We start from the raw sequence: 26,865 nt of genomic DNA, 5'->3' as shown, positions 1-26,865 counted from the left end.
CCATGACGCTATTTCGCAAGGGCGCGCCCTTTGCCTTGAGCCTGCTGGCCGCTGGTGCGGCCCAGATCGCGGCCGCCACGCCACCCAGCAGTGGTGCTTATGTCACCGACAAGCAGAACACCTGGGTGCAGGACAGGGTGGGTGACCGCATTGGCACCGTCAACATGATCATGTGCATCATCGGCAGCATGCGGGGTGATGCGATGGTCAACCAGGGGCCGTATGTGGCCCTGATCGACCAGGGCAAGTGCGAGGGCCGCGGTGACAGCAGCAAGTCCACCAGCACCAGTGCCGGCGCCTCGAACGCCACCAACTACATGTCCAGCGTGGTGGAGTCCACCCAGGCATCGGTGGATGACCCGCTGATCATCAAGGCCTGGTTGCATGACGAGCAGGAAAACGGTGGCTCACCCCAGAAGATGACCATCTACGCCTACGTGGTGGCCACGGCGGGCAAGTCGGACACCAACCCCAATGGCTTGTTCTCGATGTACTTTTGCGGCGAGCCCGAGGGCATGCCTGGCACCTGCATGTTCAAAGGCTCCTTGAAGTCGGATGCCAGCGGGCTGAGCTTCTACCAGGAAGAGTCCAACGGTGGCGGCGGTGGCGGCCCCTCGTTGACGCAGTTGAAGTTGCAAAGCGACCCGGCCAATGATGCGGGATCGGGCGCCATCAGCGGTTCTGAAAACGGCAGCGCCTACAGCTACCTGTTCGCTTTTGACTCGGCGAACTTCCGCCGCAAGGAAGACAGCAACGCCGATGTCTGCTTCGACCGCAACAAGCTCAATGGCCATTCGTCCACCTGGCGCTATGGCACGTACAACAGCGACGGCAGCCGCCTGGACATCGGCAACCCCGGCTTCCCCGTGAAGTACGTGAACGGCAGCGACACCTACTACGGCTTCTGGAGTTTCTGGGGCCTGTGGCTGCCTGACTCGGCCATGTCGGAAATCGCACTCGGCCACGGCAGCCTGACGCGCCGCGTGGGCGAGTCGGATGTGGCCATCACGCCGGTGCAAAAGGGTGGCAAGTTGTGGAAGCTCACGCGCCACGATGGCACGCTTGATGACTTCAAGAACGTGTCGATGATGTACTGGTCGCCCAATGCGATCGGTGTGATCGATGCCAACAGCACCCCCGCGCCCGCCAACACGTCTTACGAATTGCAGTGGGACGGTAGCCAGCTCAACGCGATCGGCTACCAGCAATGCGACCAGAACGGTTGCGCGCCACACGCCTTGTTCACGCCGGTTGCACTGGACGCAGCGGCCTTGTCGGCCAACCATGTGATGTCACTGCCCATCTTCTTCCCATCGGGTGGGGGCAACGGCGGCATCAACGTGCCCACGGGCCATGCCTTCGTGGGGACCGACACGGTGTCTTACCGTACCCGCGAGGTGGTGGACCCCGGCGCCGCCGACATCGGGCTCAACTGCGTGACCATGTGCCCCAAGACCGGCAGCAACCTGGTCAGTGACGTGGGCAGCCCGCCCGTGGCCACGCTGGCCAGCGCACCGTTCAAGGACAGTGGCGCCTGGGGCCCCAGTGCCAACAGCTACACCTACACCTACCACGCGGGCATGCTCAATGACGGCACGGCCGATGCGGATGCCTCCGTGGCCAGCAAGGCGGGCATGGGCGCCAACCAGTGGGGCCTCAACAGCGGCTCCATGGTGGCCGATGCCGATCTGAGCAGCGTGAAGTGCGATTCGAACGGCGTGGCCAATCCGTCTGGCAACTTCTATTGCTCGTCCCTGATCGAGCAGGCCAGCACCATCTACCAATGGGAGACCGGCCCGAACCAGTGGAACAAGTTCTTCGGCGCTGCCGGCGTGACGATCGACCCACCCAAGGTGCTGACGCTCAATGCCGTGCACACGCCCGGCAACACGGGTGGCCTGAACAACATCAAGGGCGCGCAGGCCGACAACTACAACGGCAACAAGGTGCAGCTGCAATTCAGCGGCTTTGGTGAGTTGCAGGGCATCCCAGGCAGTTGCGTGAGCCCCGACACGAACCTGCCCACGCAGTGTGGCCCCTCGGCACGTTGGGTGCCGGCCTTCGACATGATCGATGGCACCTCGGTCACCGACAGCACGCCCAGCACTTTCTACGTGAAGTACCTGGAGCGCGAACTGCGCCTGGGCAAGGTCAATTGCGGCACGGTGTCCAATACGCTGACCTTGACGGCCGCCAGCGGCCTGACGCTGCCGACCAGTGCCTTGGTGGATGTCAACGCCCGCACCGCGCTGGGTACCGAAGCGACGCCTGCCAGCACCAAGCCATCGGTGATCGACGGCATCGTGCAGTAAAGCAGCCCCTGCGGGTATGTTCAAGCGGCCCTTCGGGGCCGTTTTTCATGAGGCAGATTCGCCTGTGGGGCAGGTGGCCCATTGGATGTCCGTGGCGGAGACCTTCAGGCACGCGTCATAGGCGAGACCCGTGGCCGCGGCTTGCAGGGTGACGATGCCCTGCAGAAGGCTCGCCAGCCTTTGCCGGTCGCCGGCATCGGTGCAATCGAGTTGCGCGACCTGTCGCTCAAGCGACACCTGGATCTGGCAGGCGCCCGTCAGTGCGGTGGCCCTCAGTTGAGCCCTCAAGGCCTCGACGCGGCTGGTCAGCGCCTGGCGGGTGCCCTGGATGGCCTGCTCCCGCTGCATGGCGGCCTCCGCCTGCGCGGGCACCAGGGGTTGTGGCGCGTTCCAGCGCCCGTGTCCCAGCGGGCGGCTGATGATGGGGGCAAACAGGTTGGCAAAACGCGCACCAGGCTGTTCGGCTGATGTCGCTGCCGTGGCCCTGGTGGCTGGAGGGGCGGTTGCCGAAGGCGCGGAGGCCGCATCGGCGTTGGCCTGGGCAAGGGCTGGCACGATTGCCTCGGGCGAGGGGGCGGCGGGCGCCTCCGGTGTTGGGGCAAGGGGTGTGGGTAAGGCCGGTGTGGGGAGCTGCCGTGCGGCGGTTTGCTGCGAGACGGCGTGATGCGTGGTGGGTGCTTGTGCCCTGGCGGTGCGGTGGCTCGTTGGCAGGTCGGCGGCCACTGTCGCCTGCGCCGGTCTGGCCGAGGGTGGCACGGGCGCGAGCAGCGTGACAGTCAGGCTGCCGCGCCTCTGCCCCACGCTGGAGGGGGCCTCGTGGGCGCGCTGGCCATACAACCAGCCGGCCAGCACCAGCGCATGCGCCAGGATGGACAGGACCAGGGCTCCACCCATGCCGGGTAGGGCTGATCCTGCGGTCCGTTCTGGCTGTTGCATGGGGTGACGATAGCGCCCCCGAGCACCATTCAAACCACCGAAAAGGGCTGCGGCGCCTTGGTTTTCAGGAAGTCGATCACGACCTGACTGGCCTCGGCCCGCGCTTGCCAGAAGTAGCCGTGCCGGGCGCCAGGTAGCAGATGCAACTGCGCGCCCGAGATCCGTTGGGCGAGCAAGGCCCCGTTGGCGCTGGGGTTGATGTCATCGGCATCCCCGTGGATGACCAGCGTGGGCGCCTGGATGGCGGGCAAGTGCGCCCAGGCATCGTGCCCTTCGCTGGCCAGATAGTGCAGGCGCTGCGCGTGCCCGGGCATCGGGTGGTGGGCGCGGTGGGCCATCATCGCGAGCCACTCGGGGTGTTGTGCGCGCCAGTCGGGTGGCACCAGCAGGTCCATCATCGCCGTCTGGTTGCCGCTGAGCAGCACGGCATCGGCTTCGGGTGAGCGCGGCACGCCATGGGCGTTGCCGGGCGTGGTGGCGCCCAGGACCAGTGCCCCCACGCGTGCCGCGTGGTCGATGCCCAGCCATTGCGCGATGCGCCCGCCCATGGAAAAGCCATATAGGCATGGGCCCGGGCGACGCCCAGTTCATCGAGGATGCTGATCACATCGTGCGCAAAGCCGCGTGTCGACCACGCGGCCTGCCTGGGTTTGTCGCTTTGGCCCGTGCCCCGCTGGTCGTACACGATGACCTGCCAGTGCGCGGCGAAGTCCTCGCGCACACCGTCCCACATGTGGTGGTCGAAAGCCTGCCCGCTGATCAAGACCAGTGGCGGGCCGTCGCCCAGGGTGTCGTAGTACAGGCGGGTACCGTCCTGGGCGGTGGCAAAGGGCATCAGGCATCAAGGCAATTGGCAATGCCCTGGATTGTGCGTCAGGGGCCTTGGCTGATCGACCTTGATCAAGGTCAAGGCGGGGTCGGGCGGGCTCTTGAAAAAATGAGCCCGCCACTTATCTAGGCCTCATCGGCATGTGCATGCCCCGATACCAACCCACTTGCAGGAGATCGTCATGAGCCAAATCAGCCGTTACAACCCCATGGATGAACTGTTCCGCGGCTTCTTCGTCAAGCCGATGGACCTGCCCTCCAACGTGCCGCCGCAGCAGATCAAGATGGACGTGAAGGAGCAGGAGGGCGCCTACCTCGTGCACGCGGAAATGCCCGGTGCCAAGAAGGAAGACATCCACGTCGAGATCGAAGGCAACCAGGTGTCGATCAGCAGCGAGGTCAAGCAGGAAAAGGAAGTCAAGGAAGGTGAGCGTGTGCTGCGTTCCGAGCGCTATTACGGCCAGGTGTCGCGCTCCTTCCAGCTGGCGCACGACATCGATGAGAGCAAGGCCAGCGCTTCGTTCAACAACGGTGTGCTGGAGCTGACCTTGCCCAAGAAGGCCGCTTCCAATGGCAAGAAGCTGACCATCAACTGAACCGGGTGACGGCCGGGTGTCACGGCCCAGGCATGAGAATGGGCCATGATGCCCGCCATGAACCATGCCGCCGCGACACCTGTTGAAACGGGGCCAGGCCTGAGCGCACTGGCTGCCTTGCCTGCCGAGCAGGTGCTGGCGGCGCTGGACACGCGCGTAGAGGGCCTGAGCCCGGTGCAGGCCAGGCAGAGACTGGCCCAGTTCGGCCCCAACCAGGCCAGCCCGCCCGGCACACGCAGCCTGCTGGTGCAGTTGCTGCACAAGGTCGCCAACCCGCTGAACTTCCTGTTGTTCGGCCTGTCATTGGTGTCGCTGCTGACGGGCAACAGCGAATCGGCCATCATCATCTTCCTGATGGTGGTGCTCAGCATCAGCCTGGGCTTTGTGCAGGAGCGCCGCTCTGACCGCGCGGCCGCGGCTTTGCGCGCCATGGTGCACACCACCGCCACCGTGTTGCGGCATCAGGAGGCCAGCACCAGCGGCAACGCAAATGCCGTTGGGACGCAGGTCGGGGGGCTGCAGGAGCTGCCCATCGCGCAGCTGGTGCCTGGCGACGTGGTGCACCTGTCCGCCGGTGACCTGATCCCCGCGGATGTGCTGCTGCTCAGCGCCCGCGACTTCTTCGTCAACGAGGCGGCCTTGACGGGCGAGTCCCTGCCGGTGGAGAAATACGCGCTGGTCGAGTCACCCGGCGTGGACGCCATGGCGCTGCGCAATGCCTGCTACATGGGCACCCACGTGGCCAGCGGCTCGGCCACGGCCGTGGTGGTGCACACCGGCGCGCGTGCTGTGTTCGGTGGCATCGCGCAGGCCATGACGGGCGAGCGCGGCCCCAGCAGCTTTGACACCGGCCTGAACCGCTTCACCTGGTTGATGCTGCGCTTCATGGCCGTGATGGTGCCGCTGGTGTTCGTGATCAACGGCCTGACCAAGGGCGACTGGCTGGAGGCCTTGTTGTTCGCCACCGCCGTGGCCGTGGGCCTGACGCCCGAGATGCTGCCCATGCTGGTCACGGTGAACCTGGCCAAGGGCGCGCTGACCATGTCGCGCAAGAAGGTGATCGTCAAGCGCCTGCAGGCCATCCAGAACTTCGGTGCGATGGACGTGTTGTGCACCGACAAGACCGGCACGCTCACGCAGGACCGCATCATCCTGGAAAAGTACGTGGACCTGGATGGCCAGCCCAGCGACTGGGTGCTGGACTTCGCCTACCTCAACAGCTACTACCAGTCGGGGCTGCGCAGCCAGCTGGACCAGGCCGTGCTCAAGTACACCGAGGTGCATGAAAAGTTGCATGAGCAGGGGCAGTATCAGAAGGTCGACGAGATCCCGTTCGACTTCCAGCGCCGGCGCATGTCCGTGGTGGTGGAAGGCCAGGGCCAGCGCCTGCTGATCTGCAAGGGGGCTGTGGAAGAGGTGTTTGCCGCCTGCACGCAGGCAGAGTCCAGTGGCTTGCGCTTTGCGCTGGACGACAGCCACCTCGCGCGTGTGCAGGCCACCAGCCGTGCGCTCAATGAAGATGGCTTTCGCGTGATCGCCATTGCCTACAAACCGCTGCCCGAAGGCCAGCCACCCGTGAGCGTGGCCGACGAGGCCGATCTGGTGCTGCTGGGCTTCATCGCCTTTCTGGACCCACCCAAGGAGGGCGTGCGCGAAGCCTTGTCGGCCTTGTCCCGCCATGGGGTGACGGTGAAGATCCTGACAGGCGACAACGAGATCGTCACCAACAAGATTTGCCGCGAGGTGGCGCTGCCTGTGGAGCACACGCTGCTGGGCGCCGAGATCGAGGCCATGGATGACCCGCAACTGCAGCAGGCAGTCAACCAGACGCGGGTGTTTGCCAAGTTGTCCCCCGCGCAGAAGGCCCGTGTGATCGGGGCCTTGCGCGCACGTGGCCATGTGGTGGGTTACCTGGGCGATGGCATCAACGACGGGCCGGCACTGAAGGCGGCCGATGTGGGCGTGTCGGTGGACACGGCGGTGGACATCGCCAAGGAGTCGGCCGACATCATCCTGCTCAAGAAGAGCCTGATGGTGCTCAACGACGGGGTGATCGAGGGCCGCAAGGTGTTTGGCAACCTGCTCAAGTACATCCGCATGGGCGCCAGCTCCAACTTCGGCAACATGTTCAGCGTGCTGGGGGCGAGCGCGTGGTTGCCCTTCCTGCCGATGGCGCCGATCCAGGTGCTGACCAACAACCTGCTGTACGACATCTCGCAGTCGGCCATTCCCAGTGACGAGGTGGACCGTGAAGAGCTGATGCAGCCGCGCCGCTGGGAGATCGGCAACATCGCCCGCTTCATGGTGCTGGTGGGGCCCATCAGTTCGGTGTTCGACTACGCCACGTTTGCGCTGATGTTCTATGTGTTCAAGGCGCAGGCGCCCGAGCAGGCGGCGCTGTTCCACACGGGCTGGTTCGTGGAGTCGCTGCTGTCGCAGACGCTGATCATCCACATCATCCGCACCGGGCGCCTGCCCTTTGTGCAAAGCCGTGCGAGCAAGGCCTTGCTGGGCACGACGCTGGGCGTGTGTGCGCTGGGTGTGGTGTTGCCGTATTCGCCGCTGGCGTCTTCATTGGGCCTGGTGGCGCTGCCTTGGGGCTACTGGCCAGCGCTCGCGGCCATCCTGGTGGGTTACCTGGCCTTGACCACGCTGCTCACGCGCTGGTTGCGCCGGCGCTTTGCCTTGATGTGAGGCCTGGCGTCAACCGGCTCAGCCAGCGGTGACCATGTCGGTTTCCAGCAGGTGCTCGGGGCCACGGCGGATGCCGCCGCCTTCAAAGTGCGTCACGTTCTGGCGTTCGTAGAACTTCAGGGTGGCGGTGCGGGCGTGGGCCTTGCCCAGGGCCTGGCGCGTGGCCGCCACGATGCTGGCGCGCTCGATGGGGTCGGTGACTTCGTAGATCACGAAGGTGGGCGTGCCGCCGGGGCCGGGGTGGGGGTACAGCACCTTGCCCAGGCTGGTCTTGTTCACCTCCGGGCGGGGGTGGAATTGCCCATAGTGGGTGCTGACCTCGTCGGCCAGGGCGTTGGCGATGTCGATGTCCTGGGTGTTGGGGATGTGAAAGGCCGTCCACAACAGGAAGGACAGCACACAGGCGCCCACCAGGGCCACGCCGCGAATGACATGCTTGATCATGAGTCAACCAGGAGCGATGCAGGAGAAAGCGAGCATACGCCGCCACGTCTGGCCCTTGTGTAAAGAAGCTGCAAAGAGCGACCACCAGCATGGCCCCCGGAGGCGGCCGTCAACCGGTGCCGGATCAGGCGGGTTGCTCGGGCGCGGGCGGGTTGCGCTTGAGCACGGTCTGCCAGAAAAAGCCGTTCTGGAAGGCAAACAGCGCCAGCACCAGGAAGGTCTGTGAGGAGCTGTTGAACTGGCCGGCGGTGATGAAGCCCAGGAACACGATGGGCGAGATCACGATGGCCATGGCGCCGTGGCGCAGGTGTTCGCGCCAGGAGGGCTTGCTGTCGTCCAGCAGGTCGAACAGGGCCTTGGCCAGCATGCCCAGCAGCATCGCCAGGAACAGGGGGCCGTACAGCACGATCTGCTCGCCCAGGCTGGCGCTCTCGGGTGGGGTGTCGAGCACGGCACCGCTGCCGGATTTGCTGGCAGGCAGGGTGGGCGGCGTGTCGGCGTTGTCCGTGCTGGCCGTGCCGGGGGGCTGGTTCGGTGGTGCGTCAGGCGGCGCATCGGGCGCTACATCAGGCGGCGTGTCAGCTGGCGCATGGGGAGGCACCTCGGGTGGTACCTCGGTGGGCGTGGCCTTGGTGGGCGCGCTGTTCGTGTTGCCTGGCCTGGCCGGGTAGGCCGCGAGCTGGATCCCGCCTGCTGCCAGGGATTGCCGCGTCGGCTTGCGTGCCACCGGGCGCCATTGCTCCTTGAGGATCCAGCCAAAACGCCAGGGGTCGGTGGGGCGCGGGGCCCGGTAGCCGACCTGTGACCAGGTCTTGCTAGAGAAGCCGAAGTCCACCGCACGGTCCTGGCAGACCCAGACCACGCTGTTGGCGGGCAGGCGGTCGGTGCGTGCGCCCTGCCAGCCCAGGCCGGTCACGTAGCGGGGCAGATCGCGGTAGACCTCGGCGCTGCTGAGCAGTTCGGCTTTTTGCGCGCAGGTCTGGGCGTGCACCGGCGGCGTCAGCATCAGGCTCGTCAGCAGAGCCACCCACAGCCATCTGGCCCCCATCGCGCGCTCCTTTTCACCATGTGATGAACCGGGTTCTACCGCAAGGGGCGGGGGGTGTCGAGCCGTGGTGATGCTTCTAGGGGTGGGTGCGAAAGGAGTTATTCGCTGCATTGGCAACAAATTACCCTTAAGTGTGATCAGGTCTTTCCGAAAACACGACAGCGAGTGTTTTGAAGTAACGAGGAGTCTCATGGACCTGTCTGACATCAAGCTGGGCAAGAAGCTGGGCGCGGCCTTTGCCGTGGTGGTCTTGCTGACGGCCCTGGTGGGCGGTTTTGCCGTGGCGCAGCTGTCGCGCATCAATGCGAATACGGAAGAGATGGCCAGCAACTGGGTGCCCAGCCTGCAGATGCTGGGTGACTTGAAGAGCATGGTCAACCAGTACCGCCGCAATGAAGCGCTGCATCTGATGGCACTGAGCGCCGATGAGCGGCGCGGCGAGGAGCAGGAGTTGGCCAGGACCATGGCGCGCATCGCGGAGTTGACGCGCCAATATGAGCCGACGATCGAGTCGCCGCAAGAACGCCAGCTGTATGAGTCGCTGAAGGCCAGGGAGGCGGCGTACCTGCAGGCGCATGAGCAGTTGATCGCCTTGTCCAACCAGGGGGCGGCCAAACAGGCCGAGGCCCAGCAGTTCTACCGGCAGCAGTCGCGCGTGGCCTTCCGGGCCTTGCTGGCGGCCAGCGACGACTTGCTGGCCTTGAACAGCAAGGGGGCCAGTGCCGCCACGACGCAAGCGCATGCCACTTATGTGCAGGCACGCGCCTGGGTGGTGGCCATGGTGCTGGGCGTGGTGGCGCTGGCGAGCTTCCTGGCTGTGTGGATCACCCGCATGGTGACGCGGCCCATGGTGGCCGCCGCCGAGGTGGCGCGCCGCATCGCCGATGGGGACCTGAGCGCCCGCCTTTCGACCGGTGGCCGTGATGAGGTCGGCTTGTTGCTGCAGGCCTTGTCTGACATGCGGGACAACCTGGTGCAGATGGTCGGCGGGGTGCGCCAGGGCGCCGAGAGCGTGGCCACGGCCAGCGCGCAGATTGCCCAGGGCAACCAGGATTTGAGCCAGCGCACGGAGGAGCAGGCCTCGGCGCTGCAGCAGACTGCGGCCTCCATGGAGCAGTTGGGCTCGACCGTCAACCAGAACGCTGACAGCGCGCGGCAGGCCAGCCAACTGGCCAATGGGGCGTCGACGGTGGCGGTGCAGGGTGGCGAGGTGGTGAGCCAGGTGGTCGAGACCATGAAGGACATCAACGAGAGCTCGCGCAAGATCTCGGACATCATCACCGTGATCGACGGCATCGCCTTCCAGACCAACATCCTGGCCTTGAATGCGGCGGTGGAAGCCGCCCGTGCGGGCGAGCAGGGGCGCGGCTTTGCCGTGGTGGCTGGTGAGGTGCGCAACCTGGCGCAACGCTCCGCCGAGGCCGCCAAGGAGATCAAGTCGCTGATCAACGCCAGCGTGGAGCGCGTCGAGCGGGGTTCGGCCCTGGTGGACCAGGCCGGTGCCACCATGCAGGAGGTGGTGACCGCCATCCGCCGCGTCAACGACATCGTGGGCGAGATCAGCAGCGCCAGCACCGAGCAAAGCTCGGGCGTGTCGCAGGTCAGCGAGGCGGTCAGCCAGATGGACCAGACCACGCAGCAGAACGCCGCGCTGGTGGAAGAGAGCGCGGCGGCGGCCGAAAGCCTCAAGCTGCAGGCGCAACAACTGGTGCAGGCGGTATCCGTTTTTCGATTGGCCTCGTGACCATGCCGCGATAACAGGCCGTCGCGCCCCGTAATTACGGCCGCTTCGCGGCCTTGCAGGGTTTTAGTCTCCAACCGGATCATTGACATTTCGGGGAAGCCATGAACCGTGCCTATCGCCACGTCTGGAGTGACGTCCGCCAAGCCTTTGTTGTCGTCGCCGAGTGCGCGCGTGCAAGCGGCAAACGCTGCGGGGAGGGCGTGCTGGCCGCGCCGCTCGTGCTGGCCAGTGCCACGGTGCAGGCCGGTGCGCTGCCCACAGGCGGCATCATCACGGCGGGCGAAGGCAGCATCAGCCAATCCGGTTCGACGCTGACCGTGCAGCAGCGCAGCGCGTCCATGGCGGCCGACTGGCAGAGCTTTGACATCGGGGCCGGGCAACGCGTCCGGTTTGTGCAACCCTCATCCACGGCGGTGGCGCTCAACCGGGTGCTGGGCGCCAATGTCTCCGTCATCCAGGGGGCGCTGGACGCGAATGGCCGGGTGTTCCTGGTGAACCCCAACGGCGTGCTGTTCAGCCCGACGGCGCAGGTCAATACCGGCGGCCTGCTGGCCTCCACGCTGAACCTGTCGACCGAGGATTTCATGGCGGGTCGCTATCGCTTCAGCGGCAGCAGCACCGCCACCGTGCGCAACGAAGGCCAGCTCCAGGTGGCCAAGGGCGGCACGGTCGCCCTCATTGCGGCACGCGTCGAGAACACCGGCCAGATCGTGGCGCCGCAAGGGCATGTGTTCATGGCCGCAGGCCGCACGGTGCGCCTGGATCTGGGCGGGCCGGTGAAGATCGAGGTCGAGGAGGGCAGCCTGCAAGCCGTCATCGAGCAGGGCGGCGGCATCCGGGCCGATGGCGGCACCGTGTACCTGACCGCCAAGGCCGCAGGCGATCTGGCCTCCAGCGTGATCAACCACACCGGCATCACCGAGGCGCGCACCCTGGCCACGGGCGAGAAGGGCGAGATCGTGCTCATGGGCGACATGCAGCACGGCGTGGTGCGTGTCGCGGGCCGGCTCGATGCTTCGGCCCCGCAGGGGGGCTCGGGCGGCTTCGTCGAAACCAGCGCCGCCAGGGTCAAGGTGGCCGATGGCGCCGTGGTGAAAGCGGGCCAGTGGCTGATCGACCCCTATGACTTCACCATCGCAGCCAGTGGGGGCGACATCACCGGCGCGGCGCTGTCGGCCGCACTGGCCAACGCCAATGTCACCATCGAGACAACCGGTGGCGGCGTCAACTGCAGCAACGCCAGCTGCGGCGCGGGCAACGCCTCGGGCAACGGCGACATCTTTGTCAACGATGCGATCAGCTGGGGGGCGGCCACCCGCCTGACCTTGTCGGCCTACCGCCACATCGGCATCAACGCGGACATCACGGCCAGCCATGCCAACGGGCAGCTCGAACTGGCGTATGGCCAGGGCGGCGTCGCGGCGGGCAACACGGCCTACTACACGCTGGGCGGCGGGCGCATCAACCTGCAGGCGGGGGCCAACTTCCTGACCCGGCTGGGCAGCGATGGCAGCCTGAACAGCTGGCAGGTCATCACGGGCCTGGGGGCGCAGGGCTCGACCACCGGCGCCGATCTGCAGGGCATGCAGGGCGATCTGGGTGGGCGCTATGTGCTGGGGGCCGATATCGACGCCAGCGCGACTTCCGGCTGGTCCGGCGGCTTTTCGCCCGTGGGTGATGGGACGGTGGCGTTCTCGGGCCAGTTCGACGGGCTGGGGCATGTGATCAGCGGCCTGACGATCGCACGGCCAAGTCAGTCCTGGGTGGGCCTGTTCGGGGCGACCTCATCGGCGGCGAGCATCCGTCACGTGGGGCTCGAGAATGCGACCATCCGGGGTAACGCACGGGTGGGGGCACTGGTCGGCGCCAACGGCGGCCTCGTGAGCCGCAGCTACGTCGAGCGCGCGGACGTGAGCGGCGGCACCCATGCGGGCGCCCTGGCCGGCGACAACTTCGCCACCGGCACCGTGCAGGAGAGCTACGCCAGCGGCACGGTGCGAGGCGGCAACCGCCTGGGCGGCCTGGTCGGGGTCAACGAGGGGGCGATCGCCGATGCCTACAGCACCGTGAGCCTGAGCGAGTACGCCAGCCAGGACAATTTCGGCGGGCTCGTGGGCGTCAACGTCGGCAGCATCGCGCGCAGTTATGCCACGGGCAACATGAATGTGTTCAACAACAACCGAGGCGGCCTGGTCGGGGCCAACGGCGGTGTGATCACGGACAGCTACTGGGACATCGACAGCACGACGCTGGCCAGCGGTGGCTCGGGCGTGTCGACAGCCACGGGCCTGCACAGCAGCACCGGCAGCATCGATGCCTACAGTCAGGCCAGCTACAGCGGCTTTGATTTCGGCCAAACCTGGTACATCCGCGAAGGGCAGACCCGCCCCTTCCTGCGCATGGAGTGGGCCCACAGCATCGGCAATGCCCACCAGCTGCAACTGATGACGCTGGACCAGGGGGCGAGCTACAAGCTGCGTCAGGACGTGAGCTTCAGTGGCGACCTGAACAACCAGAGCGAGCTGTGGCGCGGAACCGGGGCCAATGCCTCGGGTAACTTCGCGGGCAGCTTCGCGCCCATGGATAACTTCACCGGCACCCTCGACGGGCAGGGGCATGTGGTCAGCAACCTGTCGGTCTACCTGGCTCAGAACTTCGCTGGCGGGCTGTTCGCCCAAACGACGAATGCGGCCATCAGCAACCTCGGGTTGAGCACCGCGTCGGTCACCTGCGGCAACTACTGCGGCGGGCTGATCGGCTATGCCAATGGCACCACGGTGAGCAACAGCTACTTCTCCGGCAACGTCGTCGGGGTCAACGGCTCCAACTGGCTGGGTGGGCTGATCGGCTTCAACGTGCAGGGCACGGTGAGCAATGCGTACGCGGAGGGCTCGGTCACCGGGCCGGGCACCAGCCTGTATGTGGGCGGGCTGATCGCGCGCAACGAGCAATACAGCGTCATCAGTGGCTCGTACTCGAGCGCCTCGGTCACGGGGGGCAACATCATGGGTGGGCTCGTGGGCCTGAATCTGGATCACAGCCAGATCCTCAACAGCTATTCGTCGGGCACGGTGCACAGCCTTCAGGGTAATGCCGGGCAAGTGGGTGGGCTGGTCGGGGCACACCAGTACCTCAGCAGCATTGAGAACAGCTACAGCGTCAGCCCCGTGACCGGTACCTCGGCGGGCAAGGCGCTGGTGGGCGGCAGCTCGCTGGACGCCAGCGCCCCGGTGATCAACAGCTTCTGGAACAACGAGACGGCCGGCCCCGCGACGTCGTTCGGGGGCACGGGCAAGACGGCCGCAGAGATGCGCCAGCTCGCCACCTTCACCGGCTGGGACATCGACGATGCGGGCGGCACCGGCAAGGTCTGGCGCCTGTACGAAGGTGACAGCTACCCGCTGTTGCGCGCCTTCCTGACGCCCTTGACCGTGAGCTCCGTGAGCGATGCGACGAAGACCTACGACCAGCAGGTCTACAGCGGTGGCGCGGGCTACACCGTCAGCGGCAGCGCGGACGCCAGCAAGATCCTGTTGGGCGGCACAGCGGGCAACGCCGTGGATGCCGGCACCTATACCCTGGCGCTGTACTCCACCCAGAACGGCTATGACCTGAGCGGCACACGCACGGCACCAAATGGCCTGACGATCGATGCGCGGCCGATCAGCATCACGGCAGACAACCAGTCCAAGGTGTACGGCGACAGCGACCCGGGCCTGAGCTACACGGTGACCAGTGGTGGCTTGCTGTCCGGTGACAGCCTGAGCGGGGCCCTGACGCGCACGGCCGGCGAGAATGTGGGCAGCTACACCATCGACGCTTCGGCGCTGAACAACCGCAACTACGTCGTCACGGCCAGCAACGGCACGCTGACGATCGATGCGCGGCCGATCAGCATCACGGCGGACAACCAGTCCAAGGTGTACGGCGACAGCGACCCGGGCCTGAGCTACACGGTGACCAGTGGTGGCTTGCTGTCCGGTGACAGCCTGAGCGGGGCCCTGACGCGCACGGCCGGCGAGAACGTGGGCAGCTACACCATCGACGCCTCGGCGCTGAGCAACAGCAACTACGTCGTCACGGCCAGCAACGGCACGCTGACGATCTCGCGCCGCCCCGTCTCGGTGGGGGCACAGAACCAGAGCAAGCTGCTGGGCCAGGCGGACCCGGTGCTGGGCTACACGAGCGACTGTGGTGCCGCCAGCGGCCCATGTGGCTTGCTGACGGGCGACAGCCTGGTGGGGGCGCTGGTGCGCGAGCCCGGCGAAGGCGCGGGCTCTTACGCCATCACGCAAGGCACCTTGACCAGCGCGCTCAACGACAACTATGAGATCAGCTTTGTAGGCGGCACCTTCCTCATCCGCACGGTGGGCGTGGACGCCAACACCCCCGCAGGCGCTGCGGTGACCGAAGCCTGGCGCTGGCCCGTCGTGCAGGCGCTGAACACGCCGATGCCACCGAGCCTGCCCGAGGCCGGCACCGCGGTGGGGACGCCAGGCTCGACCACGCAACTGGGCAGTGCGGGCGGGATGCGGCGCGACAACGGCTCCCAAGGCAGCCAGGGCCTGACCTTCGTCGACGTGGTCGCCGAGGATCCGTCCGCGTCGCTTGCTTCATCGGCAGCGGGCGCGGGCCCCGATCGCCAGGGCTTCATGCGCGTGTTTGTCGTCAACGGCGGCATCCGGCAACCCGCCGCGTACGCCGCCTTGCCGACGCCCCGCCGCTGACCGGTTCGGACCAGTTCGTCCTGATCCACGGGGCACCTGCCCGTTTGCCACCATCACGCAGAGAGCTTTGTCATGATCGCCATCCGTCCTTGCACCTGGTTCTTGGCTCTGGCCACGGCCGCCTTGAGCGCACAGGCTCAGACCCTGCCCGACGCGGGCCGCCTGCTTCAGCAGGAACGTGCCGCACCCACGCCGCCTCGCCCTGCCCAAGGGCTGACGATCACGCCGCCCGCCCCCGATGCGGCCTTGCCCGGTGGCCAGACCGTGGTCCTGGAGGCCGTGCGCTTCGAAGGGCACACGGTTTTCACCAGCGAGCAGTTGTCCAGCGTGCTGGGCGAGGTGCGGGGGCAACGTTATGACCTGGCCGGGCTGCAAGCGCTGGCGCAGCGCATCTCGGCGTACTACCGCGGCCAGGGCTACCCCTTTGCGCGCGCCTACCTGCCGGCTCAAGCGCTGGCCGATGGGCAAGTCACCATCGCGATCGTCGAAGGTCGTTATGGCCAGATCCGCGCCACGGGTGATGCCCGTCTGGCGGCGGCCGCGCAAGGCTTCCTCCGTGCTCTGCAGCCTGGCGCCGTGATCGACGCGGCCTCGCTGGAGCGCGCCACGCTCATCCTGTCCGACCAGCCCGGCCTGGTGGCGGCGCCGATCATGCGCCCGGGCCAGAGCGTCGGGACGGGCGACCTGGTCGTGCCGGTCTCCACCGAGCGGCGCTGGTCGGGCGAGGTCGGCCTGGACAACCAGGGCAACCGCTACACGGGCGAGTACCGCGCACGGCTGAACCTGCAGTTCGACAGCCCCTTCCTGTTCGGCGACCAGTTCACGCTGCGCAGCACCTACAGCGATGCCGGGCAATGGCTGGGCCAGCTGGGCTACAGCCTGCCGCTGGGCACCTCCGGCTTGCGCGGGCAGATCAGCCATGCGCACACCTACTACGAGCTGGGCCAGCAGTTCGCCGCCCTGGAGGCCACCGGCTCGGCCGACATCACGTCCGTGGGCGTGACCTACCCCTGGCTGCGCTCGCAGCAGGCCAATGTCACCGTGGGGCTCAGCTACCAGTACAAGTCCTTGAAGGACCAGCAAGGCGCGGCCGATATGCACAACGACAAACAAAGCCAGTCCCTGCCCATCTCGATGCAGTTCGACGTGCGTGATGGCCTGGGCGGCGGTGGCCTCAGTTATGGCAGCCTGGCTTATGCGAACGGCCGCTTGCACCTGGATGCCGCCTTGCAGGCCAGCGATGCCGTGACGGCCCATGGCCGCGGCAGCTTTGACAAATGGAACCTGGACCTCGCCCGGGTGCAGGCCACGGCGCTGCCGAACCTGAGCCTGTATGGCCGTGTGTCGGCGCAGTGGGCGGGCAAGAACCTCGACTCTTCGGAAGACTTTGGCGTGGGCGGCGTATCAGGTGTGCGCGCCTACCCCGGTGGTGAAGGCTTTGGCGACGAGGGCTGGCTGGCCCAGCTCGAAGCCCGCTACACCGTGGGCCCGGCCGTGCCCTATGTCTTCTACGATGCCGGCGGCGTCACGATCAACCGCCATCCCTGGGCCGATGGCGACCGTGGCCGCAGCATCAGCGGCGCCGGCATCGGCGTGCGTGCCTCACAAGGCCGCTGGAGTGTGGATGTCAGCCTGGCCTGGCGTGATCGCGGCGGCGCCCCGCAGTCCGACACGGTGGACCGCCAGCCGCGCGTCTGGGCCTCGATCGGCCTGCGCTTCTGAGATTGGCGCCCGATCAAGCCAGGCAGCGGGCGTGGTGGGCCAGGTGGTCGGCCACGAAGCTCTGGATGAAGTAATAGCCGTGGTCATAACCCTCGTGGCGACGCAGGGTGAGCGGCTGGCCGATCTGGGCGCAGGCCGCTTCGAACTGCTCGGGGTGCAGCTGCGTGGGCAGGAACTTGTCGGCCAGGCCCTGGTCGATGAGGATGCCTTCTGGATACGGCGGCATGGGGTACTCGATCATCAGCGCGCTGGCGTCGTGTGCGCTCCATGGGCCGCGGTCGGGCCCCAGGTAGCCGGTGAAGGCCTTGTGGCCCCAAGGGCACTGTGAGGGCGCGGCAATGGGCGCAAAGGCCGATACCGAGCGGTACAGGCCGGGGTTGCGCAGGGCCAGCGTCAAGGCGCCGTGGCCACCCATCGAGTGGCCGAAGATGCCCACACGGTCCATGTCCACCGGCAGGTGGTGCTCGACCAGCGCGTGCAGCTCCTGCGTGATGTAGGTTTCCATCTGCCAGTTGGCGTCCCATGGGGCTTGGGTGGCGTTGAGGTAGAAGCCCGCGCCCACGCCGAAGTCCCATTCATCGGCTTCGCCTTCGATCTCGGCGCCGCGCGGGCTGGTGTCGGGCGTGACGATGGCCAGGCCCAGCCGCGCCGCGTGCGCTTGTGCGCCGGCCTTGATGGCGAACGTCTCTTCGTTGCAGGTCAGGCCCGCGAGGTAGAACAGCACGGGCACCTTGGCGCCAGGCTCCAGGGCCTGCGGCGGCAGGTACACGCCGAACTGCATGGGCAGGCCGATGGCCGCCGAGGCGTGGCGATAAAAGCGCTGCACGCCGCCAAAGCAGCCGTGCGCGCTGATCAGTTCCAGAGTCATGTACGGTCCTTCAACGACAGGTTCAACCAAGCGAACGCCGCAGATCCGGCTTGGCCGGGCTGCTGGCGTTGCCCCCTTGAGGGGGCGCGCGCAGCGCGTAGGGGGTGGGTCAATACACCACAACAGAGCGGATCGATTCGCCGCGCTTCATCAGGTCAAAGCCCTCGTTGATCTGGTCCAGGCGCAGCTTGTGCGTGATCAGGCTGTCGATCTTGAGCTTGCCGTCCATGTACCAGTCCACGATCTTGGGCACGTCGGTGCGGCCGCGTGCGCCACCGAAGGCTGAGCCTTCCCACTTGCGGCCGGTGACCAGCTGGAAGGGGCGCGTGGCGATCTCGGCACCGGCCTCGGCCACGCCGATGATGATGGAGCGGCCCCAGCCCTTGTGCGTGCACTCCAGGGCCTGGCGCATCACCTTGGTGTTGCCGATGCACTCGAAGCTGTAGTCGGCGCCGCCATCGGTCAGCTGCACGATGGCGTCCACGATGTTGCCGCCGGCGGCCTCGATGTCCTTGGGGTTGAGGAAGTGGGTCATGCCGAACGCGCGGCCCATGGCTTCGCGGTCCGGGTTCAGGTCCACGCCGATGATCTTGTCGGCGCCCACCATCTTGGCGCCCTGGATCACGTTCAGGCCGATGCCGCCCAGGCCGAACACGACCACGTTGGCGCCCGCCTCGACCTTGGCGGTGAACAGCACGGCGCCCACGCCGGTGGTCACGCCGCAGCCGATGTAGCAGATGGTCTCGAAGGGGGCGTCTTCACGCACCTTGGCCAGGGCGATCTCGGGCACCACGATGTAGTTGCTGAAGGTGGAGGTGCCCATGTAGTGCAGGATGGGCTGGCCGTTGAGCGAGAAGCGCGAGCTGCCATCGGGCATCAGGCCCTTGCCCTGCGTGGCGCGGATCTTCTGGCACAGGTTGGTCTTGCGGCTCAGGCAGAACTTGCACTCGCGGCATTCGGGCGTGTACAGCGGGATGACGTGGTCGTTCTTGCGCAGGGATTTGACGCCCGGGCCCACATCGACCACCACGCCGGCGCCTTCGTGGCCGAGCACGGCGGGGAACAGGCCTTCAGGGTCGGCGCCGGAGAGGGTGTAGTAATCGGTGTGGCAGATGCCGGTGGCCTTGATCTCGACGAGCACTTCGCCTTCACGCGGGCCTTGCAGATCGAGTTCTTCAATGGTCAAAGGGGCGCCGGCTTTCCAGGCGACTGCGGCTTTGGTCTTCATGTGGGGGCTCCAGGCGAGTGTGATCGGTGAAGCTCGCACTATTCCACAGCTTGAAAGGCTCGGCGCGGCCGGCAAGAAAAAGGCCGCCCGAAGGCGGCCTTGCATCCAGCGTGACGCGGTTCAGCGCAAGGAGACGCTGGCAGCGCGCTTGAGCACCTCGATCACCGAGGCCTTGAGCGTCTTCACGTTGTTGACCGTGGTCATCGAGCCCTTGACTTCCAGCACGCACATCTCGGTGGTGTTGGAGGCCGTCATGTCGACCTGGCTGCCCACGTCGAAGGTGGCCGTGCTGCCGTCCACCGGCAGGCTGCCATCGCGCAGGGCCAGCGTGAACGTGCCCGCCAGGTCGGACTGGCCAGCCGTGCAGGGGGCGGTGCCGAACAGCTCGAAGCTGCGCGGTGCTTCGCCACCGGTCTGGGTGCCGATGCGCACGGCCGTCAACACGCCATTGCTGTCGGGGCGCGCGAGGACTTCCACATAGGTGCCCGCCACGGGCAGGCTGCCGATCGTGCTGCCGCCCATCGTCACGGTCACGCCTTGCACCACGAAGGTGTTGGGGGTGCTGGTGCTGTCCACGGCGCTGACGGCACCATACAGCTTGACGCCGCCGTCAGCCTGGCTGCGTTCGAAGCCGTCGGACTCGATTGACCTGGCCACCAGCACGCCATTGACGAAGGTGCCCTTGACCTTCACCACCGTGCCTGCGGTAATGGTGGCGAGGTTCACGCCTTCCAGTTCGGGGCTTTGCGACACGTCGATGGTGGCGTCGCCGATGGTCCAGGTGTTGCGATCGCCGCTGATGGTGAGGATGGCGCCTTGCAGCTTGGCGACCGAGCCATCCGCCTGCTTGTTGCGCTTGACCAGCACCTTGGTGGCCGTCACGTTGACGGTGCCACTGCTGGCGGCTGCCAGGGCATTGGCATTGGCCTGGTCCATCAGGATGCGCACGTCGGCGCCATTGACCAGCGTGGTGCCGGTGGGCTTGACGTTGGCGTCCGAGGTGTAGGACACGTGGGCCACGACACCGGAACGCAGCGTCAGGTCGAATGTGTGGGCGCTGGTATCGATGTTGCTGATCAGGCCCTTCACCGCAAAGCCCAGTGCGGCCACGCCCGCATTGGTTTCCTCTTCCACGCGAGAGGCCTTCACGGTGCCGGTGGCGCTGTCGTACACGCCATAGACCTCGACGAAGGTCGTGTTGGCCACCAGGGTGCTCAGGCCGAAGCCCGCCGTCGTGCCATCGAACACGGTGTTGTTGTCCACGGTGATGGTCTGACCCGCCACGGTGAAGGTGTTGTTGACCGCGTCGACCGCCGTCACCTGGCCACGCACGCCGCCATGCACCACGACCGAGGTGGCCGTGCCGGTGACGCCGTCGCTGTTGACCGTACCGGTCACCGTCACGGTGGTACCCAGGCCAAAGGCCTTGGTGAAGGGCTGATCAGGGTTGTCTTCGTCGGCTGTCGTGGCGCCCGTTGTGCTGAAACGCACCCCGTTCACGACAATCGAGCCCAGGCCGCTGATCGAGCCGCTGTAGCTGCTGGTGCCCGCTGTGCCACCGGAACTGGCGCTGCTGCTGGAGCCTCCGCCGCCGCCACAGGCAACGAGCGTGAGCGTGGTGACCACGGCAACGGCCAGGGCCGAGAGCTTGAAGAGGGGGGTACTGCTTTTCATGGTTGTCCTCATGCGGTGGTGGGCTCATGGCCCGGTTCGATCGGGTACGAACGAACTATCGTGAGGCAGCCTTTTTATGGTTGTATCGGATTGAAACGGCCCGCCATTGGAGGGCGGGCCGTTGTGCTGTCTGGCGTGTCCTGAGGCAGCAGACCGAGCTTGTGACCGGGCTGTGATGAATGCCCGATACAGGATCGTTACGTTTTGATACGCCGGTGCGTAAAGATATTTTGCGCAGCCGGCAGGCACGGCGTCACATCAACAACACGGGCGACAGGTAGCCCTGCTGGATCAGCTCGTCGTGCACATCGTTGCTGCCAGAGGGCACCGCCAGGTCCGAGCTGAAGCTCTGGCCTTCGCTGCTGCCCAGGCTGCCGTCCCCATTGGCATCAAAGCGCATGGTGCTGCTGGCGCTGCAGCTGTTGGTCGGCGCGTAGTGCACTCGCGAGGTGCCCAGTGCCCAGTCCGTGGCGCTGCTGCCCAGGGTCAACTGCTGGTACTGGTAGGCGTTCTGCACGGTCTTGGTGGCGCCGGGGCCGCTCCAGTTGCAGACCATGCCGCGCATGGTGCCGTCCGTGTTGCTGATGTCGTCGGTGTAGCCATGGAACAGCGCCAGCGTGCGGGCCTGGGTGCTGGTGTCCAGGGTGCCGTGGCCCGCGAACATGCGTGCGCGGCTCAGGCCGCTCAGGGGCAGGTCTTGCCAGGCGTAGGCAAAGTCACTGGTCTGGGCCGACACGAGCACGTCATTGGCCATGCGCATGAAGCCTTGGCGCCAGCCCAGCGTGCTGCCGCGCAGGTTGCTGGCCAGGAACACGGCCGGGTCCAGCTCACCAGACATGGCGGTGGCGGCCAGCTCCTCGAACTGGTTGGTGTTGCTGCTGCCGTTGCCGCAGTATTGCCCGGCGCGCAGGCGCAGGCTCAGCCATTGGTCCTGGCGGTTGTAGCCCAGCGAGACCAGGCGGGCGACCTTGTAGCGCGCGCTGCTGTCTGTCTGGTCCACGCAGCCGATGCTGGCATCCGTGCTCAGGTAGGACAAGGCCAGGCGCAGCACGCCCGCATAGTGGGCATCGGTATCGGCCGGCGTGTGCAGCACGGTGATCTCCAGCGTCTGGGCGCTGGCGCCGCTGCCACGTTGCAAGACCAGGCGGTAGGTGTATTCGCTGCTATCCGTGTTCAGGGCCACGCTGGCAGCCTGCACGCTGGCGCCACTCAGCAGGGGCGTCAGCAAGGTGCTGGCCTTGCTGCTCAGATCGACCGACGAGCCCGCTGCAGGCAGCAGCACGTTGGTGTCGGCGGCCACAGCCTGGCGCAGGGCGGCCATCAGCAGCGTGGCCTGGTGCGCCTGGGCGCTCACGCCCTGGGTCTGGGCAGCCAGTTCAGCCGCGGCGCAGGCCTGGCTGGTGCTGGGGTCGGTGTCGCGCCAGATGGCGACTTCACCCAGCGGCAGCGTGCCGTTGGTGCCGCTGGCGTTGTCATGGTTGAGGTAGGCCACGGTCTGGCCATAACAGGCGGCATGGCTGCGCGCCGAGGTGTCAAACAGCGCCGCCACGTTGACCAGGCCGGAGCCCGACAGGCCCAGGCGGCCGGTGGCCACGGCGTCGGCCTGGCTGGCCACCACGGCTTGCTGGGTGGTCATGGCGGTGTGCAGGCCCAGGTTGTCCACGCCCATGGCCCCACTGACCACGGCACTGCTGTTGGCCAGCGCGGCAGGCGAACCCACGGACATGCCGATGGGGAAAGGCCAGGGCGAGGTCGCCACCGAGCCGGCGTTGGCGCTGCCGGCCGCCTCGCTGCCACCCCCACCGCCCCCGCCGCCGCCACAGGCGCTCAGCAAGGAAACGGCCGCCAGGGAGGCGGTTGCCAGACCACGCCAGACTGCACGTTGGGTCAGAGAAAAAGAGGGTTGAACAGGGCGAAATGGTGTGTGCATGAGAAAGCTCCAGGCGCAGGCCAGCGGCAGCACACACGATGCCGCGAAGCGCCCGATCGCGATCTGCCATGAACAAGGGCGTTTGGGCGCTTTTTCGTGATTCAGGAATCCGGACGGGGCCGGGGCGTGGCGATAATGCGGTCCATCCCTCTGCACTTACCTGCATTCCCCACAAGGCGACCCATGTTCAAGCACGTTGATGCCTACCCAGGCGACCCCATCCTCACGCTCAACGAGGACTTCCAGAAAGACCCCCGTCAGGGCAAGATCAACCTGAGCATCGGCATCTACTTCGACGAAGAAGGCCGCCTGCCCGTGATGGCCGCCGTGCGCGAGGCCGAGTCCGCCATGCTGGCCACCATCGGCCCCAAGCCCTACCAGCCCATGGCGGGTGCGGCAAACTACCGTGAGGCCGTGCAGCACCTGCTGTTCGGCGCCGACCATGAAGCCGTCAAGAGCGGCCGCATCGCCACCTTGCAGACCCTGGGTGGCTCGGGTGGCCTGAAGGTGGGCGGCGATTTCCTCAAGCGCTACTTCCCTGATTCGCAGGTGTGGGTGAGCGACCCCACCTGGGACAACCACCGCGCCATGTTCGAAGGCGCGGGCTTCGTGGTCAACACCTACCCGTATTACGACCCGGCCACAGGCGGCCTGCTGTTTGACGCCATGCTGGACACGATCAAGGCGCTGCCCAAGCACAGCATCGTGCTGCTGCATGCCTGCTGCCACAACCCCACTGGCGTGGACCTGAGCGTGGCGCAATGGGCCGAGCTGATCCCCGTGCTGCGTGACCGCCAGCTGCTGCCGTATCTGGATATCGCCTACCAGGGCTTTGGTGACGGCATCGACGAAGACGCCCACGCCATCCGCGCCCTGGCCGATGCCGGCGTGCCCTTCTTCGTGGCCAACTCGTTTTCCAAGAGCTTCTCGCTGTACGGCGAGCGCGTGGGCGGCCTGAGCGTGGTCTGCCCGGACAAGGACCAGGCCGGCCGCGTGTTTGGCCAGTTGATGTCGGCGGTGCGCCGCAACTATTCGAGCCCGCCCACGCACGGTGGCCAGATCGTGGCCCGTGTGCTGCAGACACCGGCCCTGCACAAGCTGTGGGCCGATGAGCTGGGCGCCATGCGCAGCCGCATCCAGCTGATGCGCCAGCGCCTGTATGACGGCCTGGTGCAGCGCGTGCCTGGCCGCGACTTCAGCTACTTCATCAAGCAGCGCGGCATGTTCAGCTACACCGGCCTGAGCGCCGAGCAGGCCGACATCCTGCGCGAGCAGCACGGTGTGTACGTGCTGCGCTCGGGCCGCATGTGCGTGGCCGGCCTGAACAACAACAACGTGGACCGCGTGGCCGAGGCCCTGGCAGCCGTGTTGTAAGCCAGGCGCGGGCCTTAGAACGCGCCCGCCACCCTGAAGCGGCTGACGACCTGGGCCAGCGCATCGGCCTGGTCCTTCAGGCTGCCTGCTGCCGCCGCAGACTCTTCCACCAGCGAGGCGTTCTGCTGCGTCATCTGGTCCAGCTCGGACACGGCCGTGTGGATGGTGCTCACGCCTTGTGTCTGCTCGGTGGTGGCGTGCGCGATCTCATGGATCAGCGAGGCCACCTTCTCGACCGAGGCCACGATGGACTGCATGGTCTGCCCGGCATCCTGCACCAGGCTGGCGCCAGACTCGACCTGTTCGGTCGAAGCCTGAATGAGTGACTTGATCTCGCGGGCCGCCTGGGCGCTGCGTTGCGCCAGGGTGCGCACCTCGCCGGCCACCACGGCAAAGCCGCGACCCTGCTCACCCGCACGGGCGGCTTCCACAGCGGCATTCAAGGCCAGGATGTTGGTCTGGAAGGCGATGCCATCGATCACACCGATGATGTCGGAAATCTTGCGCGCGCTGGCATGAATCGCTTCCATCGTGTGCACCACCTGAGACACCACCTCGCCGCCGCGCTGGGCCTGGCTGGAGGCTTCGGCCGCCATCTCCTGTGCCGAGGTCGATGACTGCGCGTTGTGCTGCACCGTGCTGGAGAACTGCTCCATCGACGAGGCCGTGTGCTGCAGCCGCGCCGAGGCCTGTTCGGTGCGCACGCTCAGGTCGATGTTGCCCGCCGCGATCTGCTGGCTGGCCATGGCCACGTTGTCCACGCTGTTGCGCACCTCGCCCACCGTGCGGCCCAGGCCTTCGCACATGTGCTGCATGGCCTTGAGCAGGCGGGCGATCTCGTCGCGGCCCCGCGCCAGCATGTGGGGCGATTGACCGGTGGCCAGGTCGCCTGCTGCGATCGCTTCGGCGCGCTTGACGGCCACCTGCACGCCTCTGCTCAGGTCGCGCGCGGTGATCTCGATCAGCCCCCACAGCATCAGGGCCGTGAGCAGCACCATGCCGATGGCCTTGAACGCCTGTGCCTTGAAGGCCGCCTCCACGTCATCGAGGTACAGGCCCGAGCCCAGCACCCAACCCCAGGGCGCAAAACCCTTGACGTAAGAGACCTTGTCCTGCGGCTGGTCCATGCCCGGCTTGGGCCACTGGTAGCGCACAAAGCCTTCGCCCTGCGTGCGCACCGTGTCCACAAAGGCCTTGAACAGGTAGACGCCATTGGGGTCCTTGATGTTGCTGGCGTCCTGCCCGTCGAGCTGGGGCTTGATGGGGTGGTGGATGATGCGCGGGCCCATGTCGTTGACCCAGAAGTATTCGCTGCCGCTGTAGCGCAGCTTGTCCAGCGCGGCCAGCGCCGTCTTTTGCGCCTGCAGCTCGGTGAGCTCGCCAGCTTCCTGCCGTGCATGCACCGACTGCAGCATCGAGTACGCGACCTCCACGGCCTGTCGCACGGCGGTCTGCCGGGCGGCGAGTTGTTGTGTGTAGCTGGACCACATCAGCGCGCAGGCCACGCCGATCACGCCCGCCACGGCCAGCAGGGCCATGGCCCGCAGCCGCGATGCGACGCTGAATTGTCTGAACCAATTGAACATCATGAGAACCCGTTGGTGAAAGGACTGCTTGGTGCCAAGGGGATCGCATCTCCGCCTGAGAAATGCTGGATCTCCGGGCGGCTGCTGGGCGGTAAATGGCCGCCCAGTCAAATCATCTTCACGGAAAGGGTCTTCACCTGGTGATGAGAAATGAGGGGGTAATCAGTGCTTTGTGATCGACATGATCTGCGCGCGCACGTAGTGGTGCAGGGGCTGCTGGTCGTTGCGCTTGTGCCAGGCCATGTCGATGGGAATCTGCAGGGGCGGGTCGGTGCGCAGGGGGCGCGTGACCAGCCCGGGCACCTGGAACAGCTCGGCATACAGGGCCGGCTGGATGGACACCAGCGGCGCTTGCTTGAGCGTGTGCAGGATGGCCGTCATGCTGGCGAGCGAGGCCACCACGCGCCGGCTCAGGCCTTGCGCCGCAAAGCACTGGTCCACCACGCTGGCGGCCTCGCCGCGGTGGCTGCTGACCACGTGGTCCAGCCGGGCCAGATGCGCCAGGCCGGCCGAGCGCGGCAGGCTGATCTGCTCGGGTGAATGGATGTAGTGGAAACCGCAACGCAGCAGGTGCACGCGTTGGTGCCAGCTGCGCCAGGGCAGGTCCACCCCCACGATGGCCAGATCCAGCTCGTCGTCATCGAGCGCGCGCTGCAGCTGCTCCACCTCCAGCAGTTGCGTGCGCAGGCGGATGCCGGGGGCCTGGGCGCGCAGCGTGGCCATCAGGCGCGGCAGGATCAGGCCTTCCAGCCCGTCGGGGATGGACAGCCGCACCAGGCCCTCGGCGGCGCCCGGGTCAAAGCCCTCGTGCTTCAGCAACAGGCCCGCCCCCTCGCCCAGCCAGGCGCGCACACGCGGGCCCAGGGCCAGGGCCCGAGCGGTGGGCACCATGCCCTGGCCGGTGCGCACGAACAGCTCGTCGTCCAGCACCGCGCGCAGGCGTGCCAGGGCATGGCTCATCGCCGGCTGGCCAATGAACAGCCTGGCCGCAGCCCGCCCGACGTGGCGCTCTTGCAGCATGGCGTCAAAGGCCACCAGCAGGTTCAGGTCCAGTTTGCGCAGCGCGGCGTAGCTGATATCGATGTCAGGCATGAGTGGAATCAAATCAATCGATTGGATTGATTTTAGGGGGCGCCGGAAAATCAGGCGCAACC

At 66.6% G+C, this 26,865-nt stretch carries 16 protein-coding genes and 1 pseudogene; 7 read left to right on the top strand and 10 right to left on the bottom strand.

Annotated elements, in window-relative coordinates; genetic code table 11:
- Positions 1-2 precede the first annotated feature (2 nt).
- Positions 3-2,312: a hypothetical protein gene (locus JY96_RS09750; RefSeq protein WP_035036988.1), complete on the top strand. Its 2,310-nt coding sequence runs from the start codon at positions 3-5 to the stop codon at positions 2,310-2,312.
- A gap of 45 nt (positions 2,313-2,357) precedes the next feature.
- Here the strand turns inward: JY96_RS09750 and JY96_RS23550 are convergent, their stop codons facing one another.
- Positions 2,358-3,206 carry a hypothetical protein gene (locus tag JY96_RS23550; protein WP_035036987.1) on the bottom strand — a complete coding sequence of 283 codons (849 nt, stop codon included), beginning with the start codon at positions 3,204-3,206 and terminating at the stop codon, positions 2,358-2,360.
- 71 nt (positions 3,207-3,277) lie between these two features.
- A pseudogene (locus tag JY96_RS23730) lies at positions 3,278-3,981 on the bottom strand (alpha/beta fold hydrolase).
- 277 nt (positions 3,982-4,258) lie between these two features.
- On the opposite strand from JY96_RS23730, the gene JY96_RS09735 reads away from it, so the two are divergent.
- Positions 4,259-4,672 carry an Hsp20/alpha crystallin family protein gene (locus JY96_RS09735; protein ID WP_035042068.1) on the top strand — a complete coding sequence of 138 codons (414 nt, stop codon included), beginning with the start codon at positions 4,259-4,261 and terminating at the stop codon, positions 4,670-4,672.
- Positions 4,673-4,729: 57 nt separating this feature from the next.
- Entirely contained in the window at positions 4,730-7,366 is a 2,637-nt protein-coding gene (mgtA, locus tag JY96_RS09730; RefSeq protein WP_235333891.1) for a magnesium-translocating P-type ATPase, read from the top strand.
- Between the two features lie 18 nt (positions 7,367-7,384).
- On the opposite strand, the gene JY96_RS09725 is transcribed toward mgtA, so the two are convergent.
- Positions 7,385-7,810: a hypothetical protein gene (locus tag JY96_RS09725; RefSeq protein ID WP_035036982.1), complete on the bottom strand. Its 426-nt coding sequence runs from the start codon at positions 7,808-7,810 to the stop codon at positions 7,385-7,387.
- 124 nt (positions 7,811-7,934) lie between these two features.
- On the bottom strand, positions 7,935-8,858 hold the full coding sequence (locus tag JY96_RS09720) for a hypothetical protein (protein ID WP_035036980.1): 924 nt from the start codon (positions 8,856-8,858) through the stop codon (positions 7,935-7,937).
- Between the two features lie 190 nt (positions 8,859-9,048).
- On the opposite strand from JY96_RS09720, the gene JY96_RS09715 reads away from it, so the two are divergent.
- The 3 genes from JY96_RS09715 (at position 9,049) to JY96_RS09705 (ending at position 17,051) form a co-directional block, all read left to right on the top strand.
- Complete coding sequence (locus JY96_RS09715; protein WP_052162344.1) at positions 9,049-10,602, top strand: methyl-accepting chemotaxis protein; 1,554 nt, start codon at positions 9,049-9,051, stop codon at positions 10,600-10,602.
- A 101-nt stretch (positions 10,603-10,703) separates the two neighbouring features.
- Positions 10,704-15,329, top strand: coding sequence for an MBG domain-containing protein (locus JY96_RS09710; protein ID WP_052162343.1), 4,626 nt, complete (start codon positions 10,704-10,706; stop codon positions 15,327-15,329).
- A gap of 72 nt (positions 15,330-15,401) precedes the next feature.
- Positions 15,402-17,051, top strand: coding sequence for a ShlB/FhaC/HecB family hemolysin secretion/activation protein (locus tag JY96_RS09705; RefSeq protein WP_035036978.1), 1,650 nt, complete (start codon positions 15,402-15,404; stop codon positions 17,049-17,051).
- Between the two features lie 13 nt (positions 17,052-17,064).
- On the opposite strand, the gene fghA is transcribed toward JY96_RS09705, so the two are convergent.
- The 4 genes from fghA to JY96_RS09685 form a co-directional block, all read right to left on the bottom strand.
- Entirely contained in the window at positions 17,065-17,919 is an 855-nt protein-coding gene (gene fghA, locus JY96_RS09700; protein WP_035036976.1) for an S-formylglutathione hydrolase, read from the bottom strand.
- Positions 17,920-18,028: 109 nt separating this feature from the next.
- Complete coding sequence (locus tag JY96_RS09695) at positions 18,029-19,147, bottom strand: S-(hydroxymethyl)glutathione dehydrogenase/class III alcohol dehydrogenase (protein ID WP_035036974.1); 1,119 nt, start codon at positions 19,145-19,147, stop codon at positions 18,029-18,031.
- Positions 19,148-19,267: 120 nt separating this feature from the next.
- Positions 19,268-20,821: a DUF5666 domain-containing protein gene (locus tag JY96_RS09690; RefSeq protein ID WP_035036972.1), complete on the bottom strand. Its 1,554-nt coding sequence runs from the start codon at positions 20,819-20,821 to the stop codon at positions 19,268-19,270.
- A 253-nt stretch (positions 20,822-21,074) separates the two neighbouring features.
- A complete protein-coding gene (locus tag JY96_RS09685) occupies positions 21,075-22,751 on the bottom strand; it encodes a hypothetical protein (protein WP_152606431.1) in 1,677 nt (558 codons plus the stop codon).
- A gap of 183 nt (positions 22,752-22,934) precedes the next feature.
- On the opposite strand from JY96_RS09685, the gene JY96_RS09680 reads away from it, so the two are divergent.
- Entirely contained in the window at positions 22,935-24,125 is a 1,191-nt protein-coding gene (locus tag JY96_RS09680) for an amino acid aminotransferase (RefSeq protein WP_035036967.1), read from the top strand.
- Between the two features lie 14 nt (positions 24,126-24,139).
- On the opposite strand, the gene JY96_RS24205 is transcribed toward JY96_RS09680, so the two are convergent.
- On the bottom strand, positions 24,140-25,663 hold the full coding sequence (locus JY96_RS24205) for a methyl-accepting chemotaxis protein (RefSeq protein WP_200883482.1): 1,524 nt from the start codon (positions 25,661-25,663) through the stop codon (positions 24,140-24,142).
- 210 nt (positions 25,664-25,873) lie between these two features.
- Positions 25,874-26,803, bottom strand: a complete 930-nt coding sequence (locus JY96_RS09670; RefSeq protein ID WP_035036962.1) for a LysR family transcriptional regulator — start codon at positions 26,801-26,803, stop codon at positions 25,874-25,876.
- Positions 26,804-26,865: the final 62 nt, after the last annotated feature.

Origin of the sequence: Aquabacterium sp. NJ1 (assembly GCF_000768065.1) — a bacterium.
Classification (GTDB): Bacteria; Pseudomonadota; Gammaproteobacteria; order Burkholderiales; family Burkholderiaceae_C; genus Aquabacterium.
Note: the sequence above shows the minus strand (reverse complement) of the source record. Positions and strands in the feature narration are given on the sequence as shown.